The following is a 20,959-nucleotide window of genomic DNA, read 5'->3' as shown; positions in this document are numbered from 1 at the left end:
CGCGGCACTCTGCCGCTTCCTCCATGGTGAAGCCAGGGCCCTCCCGCCGCATCTCCGCACCGCGGGGCCCGCGTTGCAGCGGTGGTGGGCCGGAGAAGCCCACCGAGGAGTGAGCGGCCGGACCACTCCCATTGCGTAGGCCCGCACGTGCCGCGTCGCCCGTGTGCGCCGTCCGTGCGAGCTTGTACGCCGCGAGCTCATCCTGCGACTCGTCCGGCAGGGCGCGCCCCAAGCCGAGATCTACCGTCGCGTCGACGAACTCATCGGCGAGCAGGGCTACGAGAACATCCACAGCTACTACCCCGGCGCCGGGATCGCCCACAGAATCGGGCGCGTCCCAGCCCTGTGAGCCGGGTCTGTGGGCGGTCGAACCGCACATCGGGACGGGCAGTCCCGGCGCCAAATGGGAGGAAATGCTCGTCGTCACCGAGAACGACGCCTACTGGCTCGACGACGACCTGCCGCACAGCCGTTACTGGAACACGCACCGCACGCGCTGACGCCGCACAGACAACCGCCACCCAGGGCCTGGCGCGCGGCCACTCAGCCGTCGAGGGACGCCTCCACGTCGTCCTGCCACGGCAGCCGGATGGAGGTCTGAGGCTCCTCGGTCATGAGCGGCACCAGGTCCTGCGGCGGCTCGTCCGGATCCGCGGGGGGACCGGTCGGCTCGTCCGTCGGGAGCCCCGGGTACTCCTCGGTCGGGCCGCCGGACGGAACGGCGGTCGGCGTCGGGCAGTTCGTCGGCTCCTCCCTCGCCGCGACCGCCTCGCCGGGCGGGGTCGGGGCGATGGACGTCGGGCAGTCCTCGGGCGTGGGGGTGGAGCGCGACGGGGTCGGCTCCGCCGGCTTCCTGGGCTTCTGCGGCGGCTTCGGTTCCTTCGACTTCGCCGGAGGCGCGTCGGGCAGCGGCCCGGTGATGTCGGTACCGGGAGCGTAGGGCGGCGGCACTTCGGGGGTGTGGTCCCGGGTGCCCTCGTCACCGACCGGCCGCTCCATCCAGCTGTTGTGGTCCGCGTCGACGACGACCAGGTCCGTGACGGCCTTCGCGGCGGGTGCGACGACGACGATCCGTGCCGGGTCGTAACCCGCCCACTTCTCACCCCGTACGCCCTCCGTGCCCCCCGCGCCGACGGGCCGGCTCAGCGGGTTGCCGCAGGCGCAGCGGACGCGCGGGAGGCCGTGGCCGTCCACCATCACGGCGGTGCCGGCCTGGAGCACGGACTGGAACGTGGTGGCGGAGCCCGCGTCGAAGCCGTGATTGCCCACCCGGGTGTCCGCGCGCAGGACCACGGGCGTCAGGCCGCGCAGGAAGTCCGGGACGCCGGCCCGGGGCACGCCCGCGGCCTGCGCGAACGCTTCCTGCCGGGCGGGGTCGGCCGCGAGGAGGCGGATCTGCTGTCCGACATCGCAGGAGGCGACAGAGCGGGTGCCCCCGTACAGGCCGGGGGTCGAACCGGGAAGGGTGTGCGGCGCCCCGCCGTCGGGCGCGGCCGTCCGTGGTGGGGCCGTGCGGGGCGCGTTCGGCGCGGCGCCCGCCGGTTCCACCGTGGACGCGGTGAAGGGGTCGGCCCCCTGCGCGGCGGCCGGCTGGAGGAGGACCTCCTCGGCGTCGGCCGTTCCCTCGGTGCCGTGCCCACTGCCCCCGGTCTCCCGGGCGCAGCCCGCGGTGACGAGGATGCCGGTGGACAGCACGGCGAGCACGGCGCGGCGCATGCGTATCGGTGCGTGCACGAAGAGGTCTCCTGCCTGTCACCGATCCAGGACGGTCTCCTCATGTCTGCCGCAGTTCCCCCTCCCCCGCAAGCCGGAGCCGCATGGCGCGCGGAGGGTTCGGCGTGGACAGACGACCCTATCCTTGAACGCGTTCAAGGAAGGTGCCGGAGTCGCCACCGCGCCGCCCACGAAGGAAGGACCGCCATGAACACCCTCACGTACCCGGAGGTGGGCGCCACCCGACTCGGCCCGCTCCCCGACGGCTACCACCACCTGTACCACCGCACGCGGGTCGGACACGGCCGCGCCGACTTCGAGACGGCGGGCGCCGCGATCACCGAATTCCGCATGCACCGTGTCTCCGGGGCCCGGGTCAGGGCCTCCGCACCGCGCGCCGAGCCGGGTGCGTCCGTTCGGGTGGCGCTGGGTGCCGGCCCGTTCCGGTTCACCGCGCCGTGCCGGGTCGTCTGGGCCGAGTACGGTCCCGAACGCATCGGATTCGCGTACGGAACGCTCGCCCGCCACCCCGAGTGCGGCGAGGAGTGCTTCGTCGCCGAGCTCGCGGAGGACGGCACGGTCTCGTTCACCGTGATGGCCTTCAGCCGGCCCGTCCGCTGGTACACCCGCCTCGCCGGACCGCTCGTACCCGTTGTCCAGGGCTGGTACGCGCGCCGGCTCGGCCGCACACTGCGCCGGATCGTCGCGGAGGGACACGCGCCCCGGAACTGAGGCGCCGCTGCGCGGTGGACCGATACTGGACGTGATGGACTGGTTCACCGCAGACGGGTACTGGCTCGGCCGGCTCCTCTTCCAGAAGGCCCTGGCCGTCATCTATCTGACCGCCTTCCTCACCGCCGCGCTCCAGTTCCGGGCGCTGATCGGCGAGCGCGGCATGCTGCCCGCCCCCGAACTGTTGCGGCGCACGGACTGGCGTGCCGCACCGGGGCTCTTCCGCCTCCACTACTCCGACCGGTTCTTCGCCGTGGTCGCCTGGTCCGGATGTGCGCTGTCCCTCGCGCTACTCGCGGGCGCGGACCGTTTCGTACCATTGTGGGGGTCCATGCTCCTGTGGGCCATGCCCTGGGCGCTGTACCTGTCGATCGTGCAGATCGGCGGCGCCTGGTACGGCTTCGGCTGGGAGTCGCTGCTCCTGGAGACGGGGTTCCTCGCCGTCTTCCTCGGCAACGCGCACACGGCGCCACCGGTGCTCGTGCTGTGGCTGCTGCGCTGGGTGCTGTTCCGGGTGGAGTTCGGCGCCGGGCTGATCAAGATCCGCGGCGACGCGTGCTGGCGCAAGCTGACGTGTCTGTACTTCCACCACGAGACCCAGCCGATGCCGGGTCCGCTGAGCTGGTTCTTCCACCACCTCCCCCGGCCGCTGCACCGGGCCGAGGTGGCGGCCAACCATGTGACCCAACTCCTCGTGCCGGTGCTGCTCTTCACCCCGCAGCCGGTGGCCAGCGCAGCGGCGGGGCTGATGGTCCTCACGCAGCTGTGGCTGGTGCTGTCCGGCAACTTCGCCTGGCTCAACTGGCTGACGATCGCCCTCGCCCTGTCGGCCGTGGACTGGTCCCCGGTCGCCGAGCCGCCCGCACAGGCCGGTGCGCCCCTCTGGTACGAGGTGGTGGTCATCGCCGTGACCGCCCTGGTCGTGGTCCTCAGCTACCGCCCGGCCCGGAACCTGTTCTCGCGCCGGCAGGTGATGAACCGCTCCTTCGACCCGCTGCACCTGGTCAACACCTACGGCGCGTTCGGCAGCATCAGCCGGGTCCGGATGGAGGTGGTCGTCGAGGGAACCGACGAGCAGGTGATCCACCCGGGCACGGTGTGGCGTGAGTACGGCTTCCGCGGCAAGCCGGGCGATCCGCGGCGGCTGCCGCGCCAGTTCGCCCCGTACCATCTGCGGCTCGACTGGATGATGTGGTTCGCGGCGCTCTCGCCCGCATACGCCCGGCCCTGGTTCGGACCGTTCGTGGAGCGGTTGCTGGACAACGACCGGGACACGCTTCGGCTGCTGCGGCACAACCCGTTCCCCGGTGAGCCGCCGGCACACGTGCGCGCCAGGGTGTACCGCTACCGGTACACGACCTGGCGCGAACTGCGGGCCACCGGGGACTGGTGGCACCGCACCTACGTGCGGGAGTTCATGCGCCCGAAGCCGCCGGGCCCCTCTCCGCTCAGCGGGTCCAGACGATCTTGAACACCCAGGCGTGCTCGCCGGTCCTGCGGGCCGCCGCCGGTACGTCGATCACGAGCGAGCCGCCCGCTGTGCGCCATGTGAGCGGCCGGTCGTGCCCGAGCAGCGTGATCCGGTCGCCGCTGCGCACCGGTACCGGAGCCTCGACGGTCAGCGTCGCACCGGGCCTGACCAGCGAGTGGATGTAGAACGCCTGGTCGGGCCGTACGGTGAACCGCAGCTCCTCGCCCAGCTGTGGCATGCGCGACCAGTACGTGGTGTCGTAGATCGCCTCCCCGTTGGTCTTGAGCCACACCCCCGTCTCGCGCAGCCGGCGCTGCATGATGTCGGGGATGGTGCCGTCGGCCTTGGGTCCGATGTCGAGCAGGAAGTTTCCGTTCTTGGAGACGATGTCGACGAGCGAGTGCACGATCTCCTCGGCCGTCATGTACTTCTCGTCCGGAGTCTGCGCGTTGTAGCCGTAGCTGTACGGATCGAGTCCGCGGCTGGATTCCCACTTGGCGGTGACGATCTGGTCGTACGTGGTGTACTCGGGCGTCGTGAAGTCGTGGGACCCGATCCCGGAGCGGTCGTTGACCGTGACGTCGACCGGACGGGCCCGGTTCTTGGCCTGGTTGAAGTACTCGGCCAGCACCTGGTGACTGTCGTTGTCGCCGCCGATGTCGCACCAGATGATCTCGGGGTCGTATCCCTCGATCAGCTCCAGCATCTGCGGGCCCTGGAACTCGGTGACGTAGTCCTTGCCCGCCGTGTGGCCGGTGTAAGGCACGGGCTCCTGGGTGTACGGGTTACGCGGGGCGTGCCCCATCCACGGGTGGTCGGGGTTGAACCACTCGGGCATGGAGAAGTAGAGCCCCCGGTGGAGTTCGGGGGTGTAGCGCCGCGAGGCGTCGAAGAGTTCCCTGATCACATCGCGCTTGGGCCCCATCTTCACCGAGTTGCGGTCGGAGAGCTTGGTGTCCCAGAGCGCGAAGCCCTCGTGGTGCTTGGAGGTGAGGACGTGGTACTGCGCGCCCGCGTCCCGGAACAGCTCCACCCAGGAGCGTGGGTCGAAGTGCTCGGCACGGAACTGCGGGATGAAGTCGTCGTAGGCGAAGGACTCGCCGTAGGTGTCGCGGTGGTGGGCGTAGGTGGGGTTGTCGGGGTCCTGCATCTGGTTCCAGTACCACTCGGCATACTGCGTGCCGACCGGCGCCCAGGCCGGCACGGAGTAGATGCCCCAGTGGATGAAGATGCCGAACTTCGCGTCCTGGAACCAGTAGGGCGCCTGGTGGGTGGAGAGGGACGCGTCCGTCGGCGTGTAGTCGGGTACGCCGAGGGTGAGCGAGCGCCGGACCGTTGCCGCCTGCTTCCCGCGGCCGCGTGCGACCACGCTGCCGTCCTGGGCGGTGCCGGGGGAAATGCCCGGTCTGTTGCGGATGCCGATGCGGACGCGGGCCTGGTCTCCGGGGGCGAGCCGGGTGATGCGGGCGGGGGCGACGGTACGCGCTCCGGGGACGTCCACCGAGAGTGTGAGGCCGTCGGCGGCGAGGATGCCCACCGTGCCCGCGTTGACGACGGTCGCCTCGACGCTCTGGGCCCCTTGGTCCAGCAGCGAGGTGGTGGTGTGTGCGTCGCGCACCGCCAGCGCCCTTCCCTCCGCTGCGGGCTGGAGGGAGAGGGCGAAGACGTGCAGGCTGGACTGGTTCTCCTCGGCGGGCCGGGTGGTGGGAAGCGTCAGCGCGACGACTTCCCTCGCCGGGTCGAGCGCGATCTCCGACACGGCGAGGGAGACCGGGTGCGGGTCCTTCGTGCCGTCGGCGGTGTACCGGTAGGCGGCGGTCAGCTCGCCGCTTCCTGAGTACCAGTCCGGTCCGGCGATGCCCGGGGACGCTGTGGTGCCGTCGGCGTAGTGCACGGTGGCCTTGCCGGATGCGGCCCCGTAACTGCACGAGGTGAGGAAGAGACCGGAGAGGTATCGCCCCGGCGGTACGTCGATGCGCTGCCCGAGCGCGACGATGTTGTTCATGGCCCCGGCGGCGGCAGCCGGGAAGCGGAACGTGGTGCCGGCTATCTCCCGTTCCCCTGCGGTGAGTTCCTCACCGGGGAAGGTGTAGCCGGAGCCGTCGAAGTTGCCGCCGCGGTTCTCGGCGGTGTCGATGCCGTCGTTGTCGAACCAGTCGTCGAGGGGAACGGGAACGGCCGGGGGCACGGCCTCCCAGTCATCCCGGTGATGGGGCTCGGGGGCGGCTCCGGTGCGCGGGGCCGCTTCGGCGGTGGCGGGGGTGAGCAGGGCGGCGCCGACTGCCGCCCCTGCCGTCATTCCGAGTACATGGCGCCTGGGAAGTTCGGTCATGACATCCGATGATTGGAGCGCGACGCGAACCTGTCAATGCAATCTTCCAGACAGAACGAAACTCCATACTCATAACCATCGGATGACTGAGGGGAGGAACCGGGCCCAGCCAGGCATTCGGCGCCCGGCCGGACCGGTCCGGCTACCGGCCGCCCTCGCGGCTCCGCAGCAACCGACTGATCTGCTGGACGAGTTCGTCGTCCTCGGACGCCGGCTTGCCGGAGACCAGTGCGCCGAGGCGCTCGGCGGTCTGGAAGTCGTACGCGCGCTCCTCCGCCTCGCCGGGGACGATGGCGTACTCCTCCTTGGCACGGAATCCAACGGTCAGGTCCACGGCTTTCGCGATGAGCCAGGTGAGGATGAACGAGAAGGCGATCACGGAGACGATGGCGACGAGCTGCTTGCCGAGCAGTCCCCAGCCGCCGCCGTAGAAGAGCCCTTCCTTGCCGCTGATCCGCGCGGTGGCGAACAGCCCGACCATGATCAGGCCGATCAGTCCTCCGACGCCGTGCACGCCCACCACGTCGAGCGTGTCGTCCACGTTGAAACGGAACTTGAGCGTGATCGCGAAGGCGCACACCGCGCCGACGACGAGGCCGGTGATGACCGCGCCGAGCGTGTCGATCTCGCCGCAGGCCGGGGTGATCGCGACCATGCCCGCGACGGCGGACGAGACGACGCCCATGGTGGTGACCCTGCCGGTGCGCCACTTCTCCACCAGCGGCCAGGTGACCATGGCACCGGCGGCCCCCAGCTGGGTGTTGATGAAGGCCGCGGCGGCGGTTCCCTGGTCGGTCAGCGCGGAACCGGAGTTGAAGCCGAACCAGCCGAACCAGAGCAGGCCCACGCCGATGACCACGAGCGGAATGTTGTTCGGGCGCTCCTCGCGGCGGGCGAAGTCGCGCGGCGCGCGCAGCACGAGCGCGACGGCCAGACCGGCGACGCCCGAGTTGAGTTCCACCGGCAGACCACCGGCGAAGTCGAGGGCGCCGAGGTGCTTCACGATCCAGCCGTCCGTGTCGAACACCCAGTGGGCGATGGGGATGTAGACGATGAGCAGCCACAGCACGACGAAGACGAGCCAGCCGCGCATCGTGGCACGGTCCGCGATCGAGCCGCTGACGAGCGCCACCGTGATGATGGCGAAGCCCATCTGGAAGGTGCTGTAGACGTAGGTGGGGATCGCTCCGGTGAGCGTGTTCAGCTCGATGTCGTGCATGAACACGTGGTCGAGGTTCCCGATGAGTCCGGCGCCGCCGACGTCGGGACCGAAGGCCAGCGTGTATCCGATGACCCACCAGACGAGGGTGCCGAACGCCAGCGCGGCGAAGCTCATCTTGATCATCATGAGCACGTGGCGGGTGCGCACCATGCCGCCGTAGAAGAAGGCGAGGCCCGGCGTCATCAACAGCACCATGGCGGTGGCGGCGAGGAGCCAAGCGGTGTCCCCGGAGTCGTACGCGGCAGGCATCGGCGCGGGAGCGGTGTTCATCGGCGGATCCTCGTGTCGGTCGGTGAGGTGTCAGGGCTTGCGCAGGTCGGGGGCCGAGTGGCCGGTGAGCAGGCGGCGTACGGCTTGGCGGGTGGCCTCGTGTGCGGCGGCGACCCGGATCGGGCTGTCGTCCAGCACCCGCACCCAGGCCCCACAGTCCCGGGGCAGGACGCTCACCCCGTACAGGACACCGAGCCCGGTGAGCGCGTCGTGCAGGGATTCGGCGAGTTCGGCGGCGGGCACGCGGTCGGTCACGGCGAAGAGCGAGGCGACGTGGTCGTGACCGGCGAACACGCCCGGTCCCAGGACGCCCTCGCCCCGTCGTCCGGGCGCCAGGCGCAGGGTGTCGACGGCGAGGAGGGTGCCGTCGGGCCGGCTGATGTGCAGGTCGGTGGCGAGCACCCGGTAGGCGTGCCGTTCACCGCGGGCGAGCCGTCCTGCGGTGAGGGTGTCGCCGACGACGACGGTGGCGCCCGGGGCGACGGTGACCTCGGTCCGCTGGTAGAAGCGGGAGTCCTTGAACGGGATCAGCGGGTCGGGCAGGTATTCGACGTAGCTTCCGGCCTCCGCCGTCAGGTGCACGCGCTGGCTCGCGTAGTCGTGCTCCATCCGGAAGATCTTGGTGGCGGCCTGGGTGGTCAGGTGGACCTGGGTGTCCGGGCCGCAGCGGAAGTCCATCCGGTAGCGGTCCGCCTGGGCGATGCCGCCGCCGGTCGCCATCACGTAGACGTAACTCATGCCGGGCAGCGCGGGGTCGATCCACAGCGGCCGCATGATCTGCAGCGGCGTCTTCTGGTAGCGCTCGACGAGCTCGGTGCGCTCGCCCCGTACCGCGAAGGCCAGGTCGAGGATGCCGACCTTGGCCGGGGAGCCCGGGGCGAGCGTGTCCGGCACGGAGGCGAGGGCCGCCACGTCCGGGGGGACGCGGACCGCGGCGTAGTACTTCTCGGCGAGCCGGTCGGCACGGGGCCGGTACGGGGCGAGCGGCATGTCAGATCAGCACCTTGCGGCGCGATTCGAGGTAGACCGCGATGTCGTCGATGCCGACGCCGGTGAGGCAGTCGGTGAGGACGACGGGCCGGTTGTCCCGGACCCGGTGGGCGTCGGACTCCATGATGTTGATGTCCGTGCGCACGTACTTCGCGATGTCGATCTTGTTGATGACGAGGAGGTCGCACTCGGTGATGCCGGGGCCGCGCTTACGGGGCATCTTCTCGCCCTCCGCCGTGTCCAGGACGAAGATGAAGAGGTCCACGAGGGCGGGGCTGAACGTCAGGGTGAGGTTGTCGCCGCCCGACTCGTAGAGCAGCGTGTCGGTGTCCGGGAAGCGCTCCAGCATCTCCGCGCCCGCCGCGAGGTTCATCGTGGGGTCGTCACGCACGGCGGTGTGCGGGCAGGCGCCCGTCTCGACGCCGACGACCCGCTCGGGTTCGAGGACTCCGGCCAGCGTGCGGCGGACGTGCTGGGCGTCCTCCTGCGTGTAGATGTCGTTGGTGATGACCGAGGGGCGGTGACCGCGTTCGATCAGGATCGGCACCAGCGCCTCGATGAGTGCCGTCTTGCCGGATCCGACGGGTCCGCCGATGCCGACCCGCAGTACGTTGTCGTCCATGGTGCTCCTGTGATCGCTGGGTGAGCCGGATGGATGTCAGCTGGCGAAGAGCCGTGCTTCGGCGCGTTCATGACGGCCCGACATGATGTCCGAGGCGAAGACGGTGGCGCCGACGTCGTCGAGCTCCCGTCGCAGTGCCGCCTCGACGGTCTCCTCGATGACGGGGGCGGCGCCCCGGATCAGCGTCTGCGTCGTACGGTGGTCGGTCAGCCGCAGCCGCAGGGCGGCGCCCGCGAAACTGACGCAGAAGGCGAACAGGTCCGCGGCGACGGCCTGGCGGACCGGGACGCCGGTGGCCGCGTAGATGACCCCCGCGGCCACCGCCTGGGTTCCGGGCGCTTCCCGTCGTACGACCCGGTCGAAGTAGTCGCCGATCTCCGGCCGGTCGAAGACCTCGTGGCCGAGGTCCAGGAGCTGACGGCCGGTCCGGGTGGCGGCCTGGCGCATCTCCCGGCCAAGTTTGGTGGCGAGGAGGTGCTCGTCGATCCGGACGACGGCCGCCGGGTCGCCGGCCGTCGTCGCACGGTGGGCGAGGGCGAGCGCGGTGGCGTCGGCGGGACCGACGCCGTGCAGCAGCAGGTCCTTGAGGAGCAGCGGCAGGCTGCCGGGGTCGACCGCCCCGGCCTGCGCGAAGCCCTCCAGGCTGTGCGACAGCGTGTAGAAGCCGCTCGGGAACGCGGAGTCGGTCAGCTGGAGGCTGACCAGCAGCGGTCCCAGGCCCGTCCCGATCGCGACCGGAACGGGCACGGTGTCTCCGGGGGTGTCGCCCTCATCGCGGTACATCGGCCCTAGACCAGGAAGAAGAGGTGGTTGAGGGGCAGCTTCTGGGCCGGGTCGATGGTGGCGACCTTTCCGTTGAGCGTGACCTTGAACGTCTCCGGGTCGACCTGGATGTCGGGCAGGGCGTCGTTGCGGACCATGTTGTGCTTGCCGATGGTGCGGGTGCGGCGCACCGGCAGGACCTGGCGTTCCAGGCCGAGTTCGGCCGGTACTCCGGCGGCGATGCCCGCCTGGGACATGAAGGTGGCGTGGGTCGCCTGCATCGCCTTGCCGTACTGACCGAACATCGGCCGGTAGATGACGGGCTGCGGGGTCGGCAGCGAGGCGTTGGGGTCACCCATCTGTGCCCAGGAGATGATGCCGCCCTTGATCACCATCTTCGGCTTGGCGCCGAAGGAGTGGATGGGCCAGAGCACGATGTCGGCGAGCTTGCCCTTCTCGATCGATCCCACGTGGTCGGAGATGCCGGAGGCGATCGCCGGGTTGATGGTGACCTTGGCGAGGTAGCGCAGCACCCGCTGGTTGTCGTTGCGGGACGAATCGCCCTCCAGCGTGCCGAGCTTGTCCTTGCAGTGGTGCGCAGTCTGGAAGGCGCGGGTGACGGACTCGCCGATACGGCCCATGGCCTGCGAGTCGGACGAGAAGATGCTGATCACGCCGAGGTCGTGCAGCACCGACTCGGCGGCGATCGTCTCGGCCCGGACCCGGCTGTCGGCGAAGGACACGTCCTCGGGGATGTCGTGGCTGAGGTGGTGGCAGACCATCACCATGTCGAGGAGCTCGTCCACCGAGTTCACGGTGTACGGCAGCGTCGGGTTGGTGGAGGACGGCAGAACGTTCGGCTCGCCGGCGATCCGCAGGATGTCGGGGGCGTGACCGCCACCCGCGCCCTCGCTGTGGAAGGTGTGGATGGCCCGGCCGTCGATCGCGGAGCGGGTGTCCTCGAAGAAGCCGCTCTCGTTCAGGCTGTCGGTGTGGATGGACACCTGGACGTCGTGCGCGTCGGCGACGTTCAGCGCGTTGTCGATGACGGCCGGGGTGGCGCCCCAGTCCTCGTGCACCTTGAGCCCGCAGGCCCCGGCGACGACCTGCTCGTTGAGCGCCTCCGGCAGGCTGCCGTTGCCCTTGCCCATGATGCCGAGGTTGACCGGGAGGGTCTCGGCGGCCTGGAGGAGCTTGGCGATGTTGTACGGACCCGGGGTGCAGGTGGTCCCGTTGGAGCCGTCCGTCGGTCCGGTGCCGCCGCCGATGAGGGTGGTGATGCCGTTGGTCAGCGCCTGCTCGGCCTGCTGCGGGGCGATCAGGTGGACGTGGGTGTCGATGGCGCCCGCGGTGGCGATGAGGTGCTCGCCCGCGATGGCCTCCGTACCCGGGCCGATGACCAGGTTCGGGTCGACGTTGTTCTGCGTCTGCGGGTTGCCGGACTTGCCGATGCCGACGATGAAGCCGTCCTTGATGCCGATGTCGCACTTGACGACGCCCACGATCGGGTCGATGACGACCACGTTGGTGATGACGGTGTCGAGTGCCCCCTGGGCGGAGGTGGCCTGGGGGTCGGAGGCCATGCCGTCACGCATGGTCTTGCCGCCGCCGTAGACGACCTCGTCGCCGTACAGGCCCTCGCTGTAGTCCTTCTCGACCTCGACGACGAGGTTGGTGTCGGCGAGGTGGAAGCGGTCGCCGACCGTCGGGCCGAACATGTCGGTGTACTGCTTGCGGGGCAGGATGGGCATCAGCGCGAACCCTTCTTCTTTTCCTTGGTGGCCTTGGCGCTCTTCGAGTCCTTGGAGTCCTTGGCGGCGCTCTTGGGGCGGGTCGCGGCGGGGGTCCTGGAGCCCTTGGCCGCGGGAACGTTCTGCGCGCCCTCGAAACCCTGCTCGATGGCCTTGCGTACGGCCTCGACGCGGGCGGGGTGGGAGGAGAGGCTGCCGTTGAGCAGACCGCTGAAGCCGACGAGACGGCCCGTCCCGGCGTACGCGCAAAGCTCCACCTCGCGCGAACCGCCGGGCTCGAACCGCACGGAGGTGCCGGCGGCGATGTTGAGGTGCATGCCGAGCGTCTCCTGGCGGTCGAACGACAACGCCGAGTTGACCTCGAAGAAGTGGTAGTGGGAACCGACCTGCACAGCGCGGTCACCGGTGTTGCTCACGGTGAGCTTGAGCGTGGGGCGGCCCGCGTTGAGCTCGATGGGGTCCTTGCCGTACAGATACTTCTGACGGAACGTCATGCGATGCTCCTGATGGCTGGGTCCGCGTCAGGGGCGGACGGGCGGTGGTGCGTGTGCAGGGGTCCGGGGCCGTGTTCGTGGGGGTGGTCCGGTTCGTGGGGGTGATGGTGACCGTGGTCGTGCGCCTCGTCCGGGGTGTGCGTGTGCGCCTGGCCGTGGCCCTTGTCGTGTCCCTGGCCCGGCGGGTGCGTATGGCCGTGAGCGTGGTCGTGCCCTTCGCCCGGCGGGTGCGTATGGCCGTGAGCGTGGTCGTGCCCTTCGCCCGGCGGGTGCGTATGGGAGTGGCCGTGGTTGTCGGCGGCGGCCAGTCCGGCCGAGACGCCGTCGTCACCGTGTTCGTTCCACCGCCGTCGCGCGTCGGCGACGCGCTCGCCGAGGACCCGCCGCAGGGCCGACGGCGGCACGAGCGGACCCGCCACGTCGACGGGTACCGGTTCCTCGCCGGCCACGTCGGGCACATCCGCCAGCGCGAACGCGGCCGGGAGCAGCGTCACCCGCTGCGCGCCGAGCAGCCGGCACCGCCGCACGCCCTCGGCCGGGTCCGGGTCTCCTCCGGCGAACGCCACCTCGACAAGGGAGTGCCGGCCGTAGCGGCGTACCAGCGCGGCGATCCGATACAGCTCGGCGTCCTCGAACGGATCCCCGGACGGGGCGGTGACCAGCAGCGCGGAGTCCGCGGACACGCGGCCCGCCGCCGCCCGCAGCCACGCGACCAGGTGCTGGGCGGTGCCGAACGGCTCTGCGAGCACGGTGGTACCGCGCTCGTCGGCGGGTACGGCGCGCAGCGTCCGGGCGGTGTCCGCGACGAGTTCGGGGTCGCGGCCGAACGTCATGGGGACGACCACGGTCTCCGCGCCCCGGCGCCCGTGCGCGGCGATGCTCCGGAACAGTTCACGCCCGCTCGACACGATGCTGACCCCGGCGTCCACGACTCCGTCCAGCGCACGCCCGTAGGCGGCTTCGTGACCGCATACGGCGATGACGGCGACGGGCTCGGCCACCGGTCAGCCGCCGATGGGGTCGTGGCAGGACACGAGCTTGGTCCCGTCCACGAAGGAGGCCTCGACCTGCAGCAGACCGAGCATCTCCCGTACGCCGGGCATGGTGTCGGTCTCGCCCACGACATGGCGGCCCAGTTCCATGCAGTCCGCGACGCTCTTGCCGTCGCGGGCCGCTTCCAGGATCGCCTCGGTGATCAGCGCGACCGACTCGCTGTAGTTGAGCTTGAGGCCGCGGTCCTGGCGCTTGCGGGCCAGATCGGCCACCACGTAGACCAGCAGTTTGTCGATCTCGCGAGGGGCGAGGTTCATCGTCAGTACCTTCCTCGGTGATGTACGGGCTGAGGGCAGGAGGTCCGGTGCCGGCCGCGAGCGGTCACTCGCTCCGGCGCAGGCGGGGCAGCAGGGGAACGGCCGCCATCAACACCCAAGTGGTGAGGATGAACGGCCAGGTGAAGGTGTGGCCGCCGAACGGTTTGAAGAAGGACGTCAGCGAGGCGGTGAGGCCGGTGGTCGCCGCCGCTCCGAACAGGGCGTAGGCCCCGGTCCAGACCGTGTTGGCCATGAAGACGGCGCCGATGGCGATGGCCACGAGCACCGCGTTGTATCCGTAGATGCCGTTGGCGATCAGCGCCGTGGGGGCTCCCAGCAGCCACGCGGCGACGATCCCGACCACGCTGCCGGCCGCCGCGTAGAGGACGACGCGCAGACCGGCGAAGGCGAGTCCGACGAGCATGATCAGGCCGACGTACCAGCTCTCGACCAGGAAGATCTGCGAGACGTTGTTGAAGAACGCGTGCCACAGGGCGTCCCACGACATCGCGGTCTCACCGCTGGTGGTACTGGAGACGGAGGCCGGGGCGCCGTGCCAGATCCGCTCGAACGAGGGGGCCCCCACCACCATCACTCCGGAGACCAGGCAGAAGGGCGCGGTCAGGGGGGTGAGCCCGTAAGGGGTGAGGAAGGTGCCCAGAGCCGCCATCAGAAGGGTGCACATGATGGCGCCGACGACGGTCAGTACGTAGGTGGCCGGGTGGTTGCCCAGCGAGGAGACGAGGGCGATGCCCGTGAGGCAGCCCGCGTATCCCTGAAGACCGAGCGCGATACCCGCTCGGTCGACAGCGAGGGCATAGGCGGTCGCGGTGGCGATCAGCGTGCCGAGCGTGGCGAAGAGACCGGTCTCCCAGCCCGCGACCCACAGCGCGACAAGGATCGCCACACCCGTCAGCAGGGCGGGCTGGAGGTCGACCTGCCCGACACCCCGCAGACTGGCCAGGAGGTAGGCGAACGGCTGACGTTTCTCCAGCCGCCGGACGATTTCCGGCTCGGCGAGGGACAAGGCTGGCTCCAGCGACTCGGCAGCGCGGGGTGCTTCCCGGCCCGAGGGCGGGAAGACGAATCCTTACAAGTCACATCAAGACATAAAGTGACCGAGTTGTCGTGCTGTGTGTCGGACGGGTTGGTCCAGTCAGGTGGGGGGCCGCAGCCGCCAGCGCGCTCCGGCCGGGCCGCCCCGGTCGGCTCCGTAGATTCACGGAATGTCCCTCAAGATGCAGCTACACCGCCACAGCCACCCCGACCACCATCCCGGAGTGCAGTGGTCGGTCGTGGGCGCCGTCGCGATCGGCGGCGCCGCGGGAGCCGCCGCCCGGTACGGCGCCGAGCGCCTCTGGCCAACCGGCACATCGGCCTTCCCGTGGACGATCCTGCTGGTCAACACGGTGGGGTGCTTTCTGATGGGCATCCTGATGGTCACCATGAAGCTGCGCTTCCCCGGCGCGCCCCGGCTGATCAGTCCGCTTCTCGGCACCGGCGTGCTGGGCGGGTTCACCTCGTTCTCGCACTACACGGACAACGTGCGGGAGTTGTTCGAGAACAATCAGCCCGGCTACGCGGTCGGCTGCCTGCTGCTGACCGTGGTGGCCGCGCTGGCCGCGGTGACCGCGGGCGCGTTCGCCACCCACTTCGCCTTCGGGCGCTCCTACGGCACGAGGAGCGCCGCCTCATGACCGACTGGCTGCTCGTACTCGCCGGCGGACTGGTGGGCGCGCCACTGCGCTACTACCTCGGTGTGGACGCGAAGTTCCGCCTCCACAGCGTCTTCCCGTGGGGCACCTTCGCGGCCAACGCCGGCGCGGCCCTGTTCCTCGGTTTCATCGCGGAGGCGGTGACGGACGGCGAACTGGGCACCCGGCTGAACCTGCTCCTCGCCACCGGGTTCTGCGGGGCCCTGTCGACCTGGTCGACGTTCTCCTACGAGCTGCTCACCCTGACGTCCGCCCGCCGGCTGGGGCTGGCGGCGGGGTACCTGCTGCTCACGGTCTGCGCGGGGGTGGGACTCTCGTTCGCCGGGGCCGCCGTGGCGAACGCGGCCTTCTGACCGCTCCGAGGGGGCAGTCGTGGTGAACGCGCCCGCCTCCTCTCCTCGCCGTGCACGACCGAGCTCCGGCCCCGCCCCTGTGCGGGGTACGGCCCGGAGCTCGGGTGGGAAGCACTCAGTCGATGCCGGGCAGGATGTGCGGCTCCGCGAGGTCGTCCTCGTAGCCGGCCAGCCGGATCGGTGCGGACCTGGCCCAGACCTCGATGTTCCGGAGCTTCTCGGGCCGGCGGGCCCGCTCTCCGTGCCGTTCGGCCGGCCGCTGCTCGTGCTTCGTCAGTTCTGGTGTCGTCACCGCGCACTCCTTTGTGTCGCATAGCCCCCGGCGTATCCGACGTTCCGGCGTCATATCCGGTGGTCGACCGCCTGTGGTGCGGGGCAGGGCAGGATCTGTTCGGTCGCGGTGGCGCCGGGTACGGGGCGGGACGGCGGCCCGGTTGACGGGCCTGTCCCAGGACGGCCGAGGAACCTTCGTGGATCCCTTGGTGGCGTCCGTTCCCCTCAGAGTAACCAAATGAGCGCGCACATGCTCGATGGAACGTGTGCCCTGGGTCACTTTCAGCCACCGAACACGGAAAAGACCCAGCCCGGGAAGGTTCCCGGGCCGGGTCTGTGACCGCACGGCGTGCTACCAGTTGGCGGGGGCGTAGTCCTTGAGGAAGCAGCCGTGCATCGCCTCGCCCGCTTCGCCGCGGACGATCGGGTCGTAGACGCGGGCCGCGCCGTCGACCAGGTCGAGCGGGGCGTGGAAGCCCTCCTCGGCGAGGCGGATCTTGTCGGGGTGCGGACGCTCGTCGGTGATCCACCCGGTGTCGACGGCGGTCATCAGGATGCCGTCCTTCTCGAACATCTCCTGGGCGCTGGTGCGCGTCAGCATGTTCAGCGCGGCCTTCGCCATGTTGGTGTGCGGGTGTCCCGCACCCTTGTAGCCGCGGCCGAACACGCCTTCCATCGCGGAGACGTTGACCACGTAGGAGTGCTTGGCGGCGGTCGCGGCCATCGCCGGGCGGAGCCTGCTGATCAGGATGAACGGCGCGGTGGAGTTGCAGAGCTGGACTTCCAGCAGCTCGATCGGTTCGACCTCGTCGACTGTCTGGATCCAGCTGTTGGTGTGGTGCAGGTCCGGAACGAGCCCGCCCGCGTCGATCGCGGTGCCGGCGGCGATGCGCGCCGGCGACGCCGAACCGGTCACCAGGGCCAGCTCGGTGACGTCCTGCGCGCTCAGCCCCTCCTTGCGGGCGGCGGGCAGCGCGGCCACACGGTCGACGGTGCCGCTGCCGAAGGTGCCGATCACCTCGGCGGACGGCAGCTCGCCCGCGGGAAGCGGGGCGGATTCGGCACCGAGCAGTTCGCTGTACGCCTGCGGGGAGCGGCGGACCGTCTGCGCGGCGTTGTTGATCAGGATGTCCAGCGGCCCCTCGGCGGCCACCGAGTCGGCGAGCGCGACGACCTGGGCCGGGTCGCGCAGGTCGATGCCGACGATCTTCAGGCGGTGGATCCACTCGTCGCTGTCCGGCATGGCCTTGAAGCGGCGGATCGCGTCGTTCGGGAAGCGGGTGGTGATCGTGGTGTGCGCGCCGTCGCGGAGCAGCCGCAGCGCGATGTACATGCCGATCTTGGCGCGTCCGCCGGTGAGCAGGGCCCGGCGGCCGGTGAGGTCGGTGCGCGCGTCGCGCCGGGCGCGGTTCTCGCGGGCACAGTCCTGGCAGAGCTGGTGGTAGAAGGCGTCGACCTCCACGTACCGCGTCTTGCAGATGTAGCAGGACCTGGGCCGCTGGAGGACACCCGCGATCTCGGCGGCGGCGGAGGACGAGGGCAGCACACCCTGGGTCTCGTCGTCGATGCGCTCGGCCGAGCCGGTCGCGGTGGCCTCGGTCACGGCCTTGTCGTGCGCGGTCTTCGCGGCACGGCGCTCCTGGCGACGGCGCTGCTTCACGGTGCGGTAGACACCTGCGGTGGCGCGGCGCACCGCGATGGCGTCCGGGTGGTCGACATCGATGGAGTCGAGCTCGTCGAGCACGCTCAGGCAGACGGCCAGCCGCTGCGGGTCGATACCGGGACCGAACTCCTCGATTCCGGGCGCGATCTCCGGGCTGTCCTCTGTCACCGTCATTGCCGTTCCTCTGTCATGTGTCCCTCGTGGCGAACGCCCCGGTCAAGTCTGCCATGAGCACGGCGCTGCTCCGTTCGGGCGAGAGCGCTCCCGGAGCAGCCCGCGCACCGGCCGCTTCCTCCACGCTTCGGTCACATATGCTTCGCAGCGATACGGCGCAACGGCTCGGCGCCGTCCGTGCGAGGGGGTGGGATGTGACGGAACTCCCTGCGGGCAGCCCGGAGGTGCTCTCGGTCCGCTCCGCCTCCGTCCCCGCACAGCACGCCGCACCCCCCGCGGGGGCCGGGTCGGTGTGGGACGTGGACGCCGTGATCCTGCTGGTCGAGGACGACGCGGGGGACGCGCTGCTGGTGGAGGAGATGCTCGCGGACGGCGAGCTGGACTCCGCGCTGACCTGGTGCCGGACCCTGGCCGAGGCACGCCGTTTCCTGGCCGGCTGCCGCACGCCGTGCTGTGTGCTGCTCGACCTCCACCTTCCCGACGTGCACGGTCTGGACGCCGTCACCCAGCTCGTCGAGTCGGCGCCGGACGCCGCCGTGGTGGTGCTGACGGGCACGGCCGAAGCCGACACCGGGCTGTCGGCCGTCGCGACCGGCGCACAGGACTACCTGGTCAAGGGCCGGCTCGATCCGCAGGCCCTGGGCCGCTCGGTGCGGTACGCACTCCAGCGCAAGCAGGTGGAGCGGGCGGCGGGGGCGCTGCGTGCCAACCGGCTGATGGCGCAGGAGAACGCCCGGCTGGAGCGTGGTCTGCTGCCGGTGCCCCTGCTGCACGACGACAGTTTCGAGGCGGTGGCACGGTACGAACCCGGCCGGGCCCATGCGCTGCTGAGCGGCGACTTCTACGACGTGGTTCAGACGTCCGACGGCACGGTGCACGCGGTGATCGGTGATGTGTCGGGGCACGGGGCCGCGGAGGCGGCGCTCGGGGTCTGTCTGCGGGTGGCCTGGCGCACGGCGGTGCTGTGCGCGACCGGCCATCTCGACCAGATCCGCATCCTGGAGGAGATCCTGGTCGCCGAGAGGTCCGACCCTCATGTCTTCGCCACGGTCACCTCGCTGGCCTTCCGGCCGGGCGGTGACCTGGTCGAGGTGGTCAGGGCCGGTCACCCCGGAATGCTGATGCGCAGCGGCACGGAGGTGAGCTGGGTGGAGCCCGAGCCGGGCATGGCTCTCGGCGTCCTGCCGGGCACGGGCCGGTGGACGGCGTCCGAGGTGGCCCTGCCCGAGGACGGACGGATCGTGCTGTTCACCGACGGACTCTTCGAGGGGCGTACGGGACCCCGGACCCGGCTGGGCGAGGACGGACTGCTGGCGATGGCCCGTCGGCACGGGGCGCTCGGCGCCCGCCCGTTCGTCGACGCCCTGGTCGCCGAGGCGTCCGAGGCCGCGGCTCCGTACGGCGGTCTCGCCGACGACGTGGCCGTGCTCCATCTGGGCTGGGCGGGCAGGGACGAGCGGTGAAGCGTCCGCGCCCTTCGACCGACCCCCACCGTTCCGGCCTCGTCGCACGCCTGTCGGTCCAGAACCGGGTTCACCTCATCCTCGGCGGCTTCGTCCTCGTCGTCTGCGGGGCCCTCGTCGTCGGCGGTCTCGTACTGTCCCGGATATCCGACCGGACGACGGAGCTGGTGGACCGCATCCAGCCGGCCCGTTCCTCCTCCTTCCAGTTGCAGAACGCCCTGCTCGACCAGGAGACGGGGGTCCGCGGCTTCGCCCTCACCGGCGACGACTTCTTCCTCCAGCCGTACGAGGCGGGACAGCGGGCCGAGCGGGTGCGGCTGGCCCGGGTCCGGGCGCTGGTCGGTGACGAGCAGCCGTTCGGCCGGGATCTGGACAAGATCGCGGACGCCGCACGCAACTGGCGCGCGCGGCACGCCGAACCGTTGGTCGCCACCGTCCGCAGAAACGGTCCGGCGTCGGAGTCCTCGATGCCCATCCGGCGCAGCAACGTCGAGTTCGACACGCTGCGCCGGCTGTACACCGCTCAACAGGCCCATCTCGACACCGCGCGGGACCGGGCCCGCGCCGATCTCGGGGAGGCCCGTACCACCCGGGACCAGGTCGCACTCGCGCTCGTCATCGGTCTGCTGCTGGCCGTGGTCTCGCTGAGCCTGCTGCTGCACCGGCTGGTGGGCCGGCCGCTGAACCGGCTGAGCGCCGCGTCGGACCGGGTCCGCTCCGGAGCCTTCGGCAACCGGATCGAGGTCCGCGGTCCTTCGGATGTCCGGGCAGTGGCGGCCGCGGTCGAGGACATGCGCCGGCGCATCGTCGATGAACTCGCCGAGTCGAGGGAGCGCGAGGCGCTGCTGGCCGGGCAGGCGCAGGAGCTGCGCAGGTCCAATGCCGAGCTGGAGCAGTTCGCGTACGTGGCCTCGCACGATCTCCAGGAACCGCTGCGCAAGGTCGCCTCGTTCTGCCGGCTCCTGGAGAAGCGGTACGCCGACGAGCTGGACGACCGCGCGCACCAGTACATCGACTTCGCGGTGGACGGCGCCAAGCGGATGCAGGTGCTCATCAACGACCTGCTGACGTTCTCCCGGGTGGGCCGGGTCCACGACCAGTGGCGGACCGTCGGGCTCGACCGCTGTCTGGACCGGGCACTGGCCAATCTCGCGCTGGTCGTCGAGGAGTCCGGCGCCACCGTCGTCCGGGACGGCCCGCTGCCCGAGGTCACGGGCGACGCGACGGCGCTGTCCATGGTGTGGCAGAACCTGATCGGCAACGCGGTGAAGTTCCGCCGCCCCGGCGTGCCGTGCCGGATCGAGATCGGCTGTACGCGCGAGGACGACACGTGGCAGTTCACGGTGACGGACAACGGCATCGGGATCGCACCGGAGTCCGCCGAGCGGGTGTTCGTGATCTTCCAGCGGCTGCACGGCCGCGACGAGTACGGCGGGACGGGGATCGGGCTCGCCCTGTGCCGCAAGATCATCGAGTTCCACGGGGGCCACATCGTGCTCGACCCGGCACCCGCCGTCGGCACCCGGCTCCGCTTCACCCTGCCGGTCGAGGCCGAGGCGCCCCTGCGCACCGCGGCGGAGCTGCGCGCCTCCGGTCCGTCCACCGCCCCGTCGGGAGAGATCGCGTGAACCCCGATATCTGCCGGCCTC

General features: G+C 70.6%; 19 protein-coding genes and 1 pseudogene. 7 read left to right on the top strand and 13 right to left on the bottom strand.

Translation table 11 applies throughout. The annotated features are described in order from the left end of the window. Positions 1-190: 190 nt before the first annotated feature. Positions 191-500, top strand: a pseudogene (locus ACIBJG_RS29570) (Xaa-Pro aminopeptidase); the annotation flags it as partial. Between the two features lie 43 nt (positions 501-543). On the opposite strand, the gene ACIBJG_RS29565 reads toward ACIBJG_RS29570, so the two are convergent. Continuing rightward, entirely contained in the window at positions 544-1,734 is a 1,191-nt protein-coding gene (locus tag ACIBJG_RS29565; protein WP_399312035.1) for a DUF6777 domain-containing protein, read from the bottom strand. Between the two features lie 186 nt (positions 1,735-1,920). Here ACIBJG_RS29565 and ACIBJG_RS29560 point away from each other — a divergent pair, with 186 nt between their 5' ends. Continuing rightward, positions 1,921-2,445: a DUF1990 family protein gene (locus ACIBJG_RS29560; RefSeq protein WP_399312034.1), complete on the top strand. Its 525-nt coding sequence runs from the start codon at positions 1,921-1,923 to the stop codon at positions 2,443-2,445. A 34-nt stretch (positions 2,446-2,479) separates the two neighbouring features. After that, entirely contained in the window at positions 2,480-3,916 is a 1,437-nt protein-coding gene (locus ACIBJG_RS29555; RefSeq protein WP_399312032.1) for a lipase maturation factor family protein, read from the top strand. Here ACIBJG_RS29555 and ACIBJG_RS29550 read toward each other — a convergent pair. The 10 genes from ACIBJG_RS29550 to ACIBJG_RS29505 all read right to left on the bottom strand — a co-directional run bounded on the left by ACIBJG_RS29550 (position 3,894) and on the right by ACIBJG_RS29505 (position 14,696). After that, positions 3,894-6,248, bottom strand: coding sequence for an alpha-L-fucosidase (locus tag ACIBJG_RS29550; RefSeq protein WP_399312031.1), 2,355 nt, complete (start codon positions 6,246-6,248; stop codon positions 3,894-3,896). The genes ACIBJG_RS29555 and ACIBJG_RS29550 overlap by 23 nt on opposite strands. A 142-nt stretch (positions 6,249-6,390) precedes the next feature. After that, positions 6,391-7,740, bottom strand: a complete 1,350-nt coding sequence (locus ACIBJG_RS29545) for an ammonium transporter (RefSeq protein ID WP_399312029.1) — start codon at positions 7,738-7,740, stop codon at positions 6,391-6,393. A 30-nt stretch (positions 7,741-7,770) separates the two neighbouring features. Beyond that, entirely contained in the window at positions 7,771-8,730 is a 960-nt protein-coding gene (locus ACIBJG_RS29540; RefSeq protein ID WP_399312027.1) for an urease accessory protein UreD, read from the bottom strand. 1 nt (position 8,731) lies between these two features. Further along, entirely contained in the window at positions 8,732-9,352 is a 621-nt protein-coding gene (gene ureG / locus ACIBJG_RS29535; RefSeq protein WP_399312025.1) for an urease accessory protein UreG, read from the bottom strand. A 36-nt stretch (positions 9,353-9,388) separates the two neighbouring features. Next, positions 9,389-10,135, bottom strand: a complete 747-nt coding sequence (locus ACIBJG_RS29530) for an urease accessory protein UreF (RefSeq protein WP_399312023.1) — start codon at positions 10,133-10,135, stop codon at positions 9,389-9,391. A 5-nt stretch (positions 10,136-10,140) separates the two neighbouring features. Further along, positions 10,141-11,865 carry an urease subunit alpha gene (gene ureC / locus ACIBJG_RS29525; protein ID WP_399312022.1) on the bottom strand — a complete coding sequence of 575 codons (1,725 nt, stop codon included), beginning with the start codon at positions 11,863-11,865 and terminating at the stop codon, positions 10,141-10,143. Next, positions 11,865-12,359 (bottom strand): urease subunit beta, encoded by a 495-nt coding sequence (locus ACIBJG_RS29520; protein ID WP_399312021.1) that lies wholly within the window; start codon positions 12,357-12,359, stop codon positions 11,865-11,867. Before ACIBJG_RS29520 ends, ureC begins: the two co-directional genes overlap by 1 nt. Beyond that, positions 12,356-13,360 (bottom strand): cobalamin biosynthesis protein CbiX, encoded by a 1,005-nt coding sequence (locus ACIBJG_RS29515; protein WP_399312019.1) that lies wholly within the window; start codon positions 13,358-13,360, stop codon positions 12,356-12,358. The genes ACIBJG_RS29520 and ACIBJG_RS29515 overlap by 4 nt, the downstream gene beginning before the upstream one ends. A 3-nt stretch (positions 13,361-13,363) precedes the next feature. Beyond that, positions 13,364-13,669: an urease subunit gamma gene (locus ACIBJG_RS29510; RefSeq protein WP_356319788.1), complete on the bottom strand. Its 306-nt coding sequence runs from the start codon at positions 13,667-13,669 to the stop codon at positions 13,364-13,366. Between the two features lie 64 nt (positions 13,670-13,733). After that, positions 13,734-14,696, bottom strand: coding sequence for an urea transporter (locus tag ACIBJG_RS29505; protein ID WP_399312017.1), 963 nt, complete (start codon positions 14,694-14,696; stop codon positions 13,734-13,736). Positions 14,697-14,895: 199 nt separating this feature from the next. Here ACIBJG_RS29505 and ACIBJG_RS29500 point away from each other — a divergent pair, with 199 nt between their 5' ends. Continuing rightward, positions 14,896-15,366 carry a fluoride efflux transporter FluC gene (locus tag ACIBJG_RS29500; RefSeq protein ID WP_399312015.1) on the top strand — a complete coding sequence of 157 codons (471 nt, stop codon included), beginning with the start codon at positions 14,896-14,898 and terminating at the stop codon, positions 15,364-15,366. Then, positions 15,363-15,737, top strand: a complete 375-nt coding sequence (locus ACIBJG_RS29495) for a fluoride efflux transporter FluC (RefSeq protein WP_399312014.1) — start codon at positions 15,363-15,365, stop codon at positions 15,735-15,737. The genes ACIBJG_RS29500 and ACIBJG_RS29495 overlap by 4 nt, the downstream gene beginning before the upstream one ends. 115 nt (positions 15,738-15,852) lie before the next feature. Here the strand turns inward: ACIBJG_RS29495 and ACIBJG_RS29490 are convergent, their stop codons facing one another. Then, entirely contained in the window at positions 15,853-16,029 is a 177-nt protein-coding gene (locus tag ACIBJG_RS29490) for a hypothetical protein (protein ID WP_399312012.1), read from the bottom strand. A gap of 333 nt (positions 16,030-16,362) precedes the next feature. Continuing rightward, a complete protein-coding gene (locus tag ACIBJG_RS29485) occupies positions 16,363-17,847 on the bottom strand; it encodes an SDR family NAD(P)-dependent oxidoreductase (RefSeq protein WP_399312011.1) in 1,485 nt (494 codons plus the stop codon). A 194-nt stretch (positions 17,848-18,041) separates the two neighbouring features. Between ACIBJG_RS29485 and ACIBJG_RS29480 the strand changes: the two genes are divergently transcribed. Further along, complete coding sequence (locus ACIBJG_RS29480; RefSeq protein WP_399312009.1) at positions 18,042-19,310, top strand: PP2C family protein-serine/threonine phosphatase; 1,269 nt, start codon at positions 18,042-18,044, stop codon at positions 19,308-19,310. Continuing rightward, positions 19,307-20,938 (top strand): ATP-binding protein, encoded by a 1,632-nt coding sequence (locus ACIBJG_RS29475; RefSeq protein ID WP_399312007.1) that lies wholly within the window; start codon positions 19,307-19,309, stop codon positions 20,936-20,938. Before ACIBJG_RS29480 ends, ACIBJG_RS29475 begins: the two co-directional genes overlap by 4 nt. The last annotated feature ends 21 nt before the right edge of the window (positions 20,939-20,959 follow it).

The sequence above is a fragment of the Streptomyces sp. NPDC050422 genome, assembly GCF_044458665.1.
Taxonomy (GTDB): Bacteria; Actinomycetota; Actinomycetes; order Streptomycetales; family Streptomycetaceae; genus Streptomyces.
The sequence above is the reverse complement of the archived record's forward strand: the minus strand, read 5'-3'. Positions and strand labels throughout refer to the sequence as shown.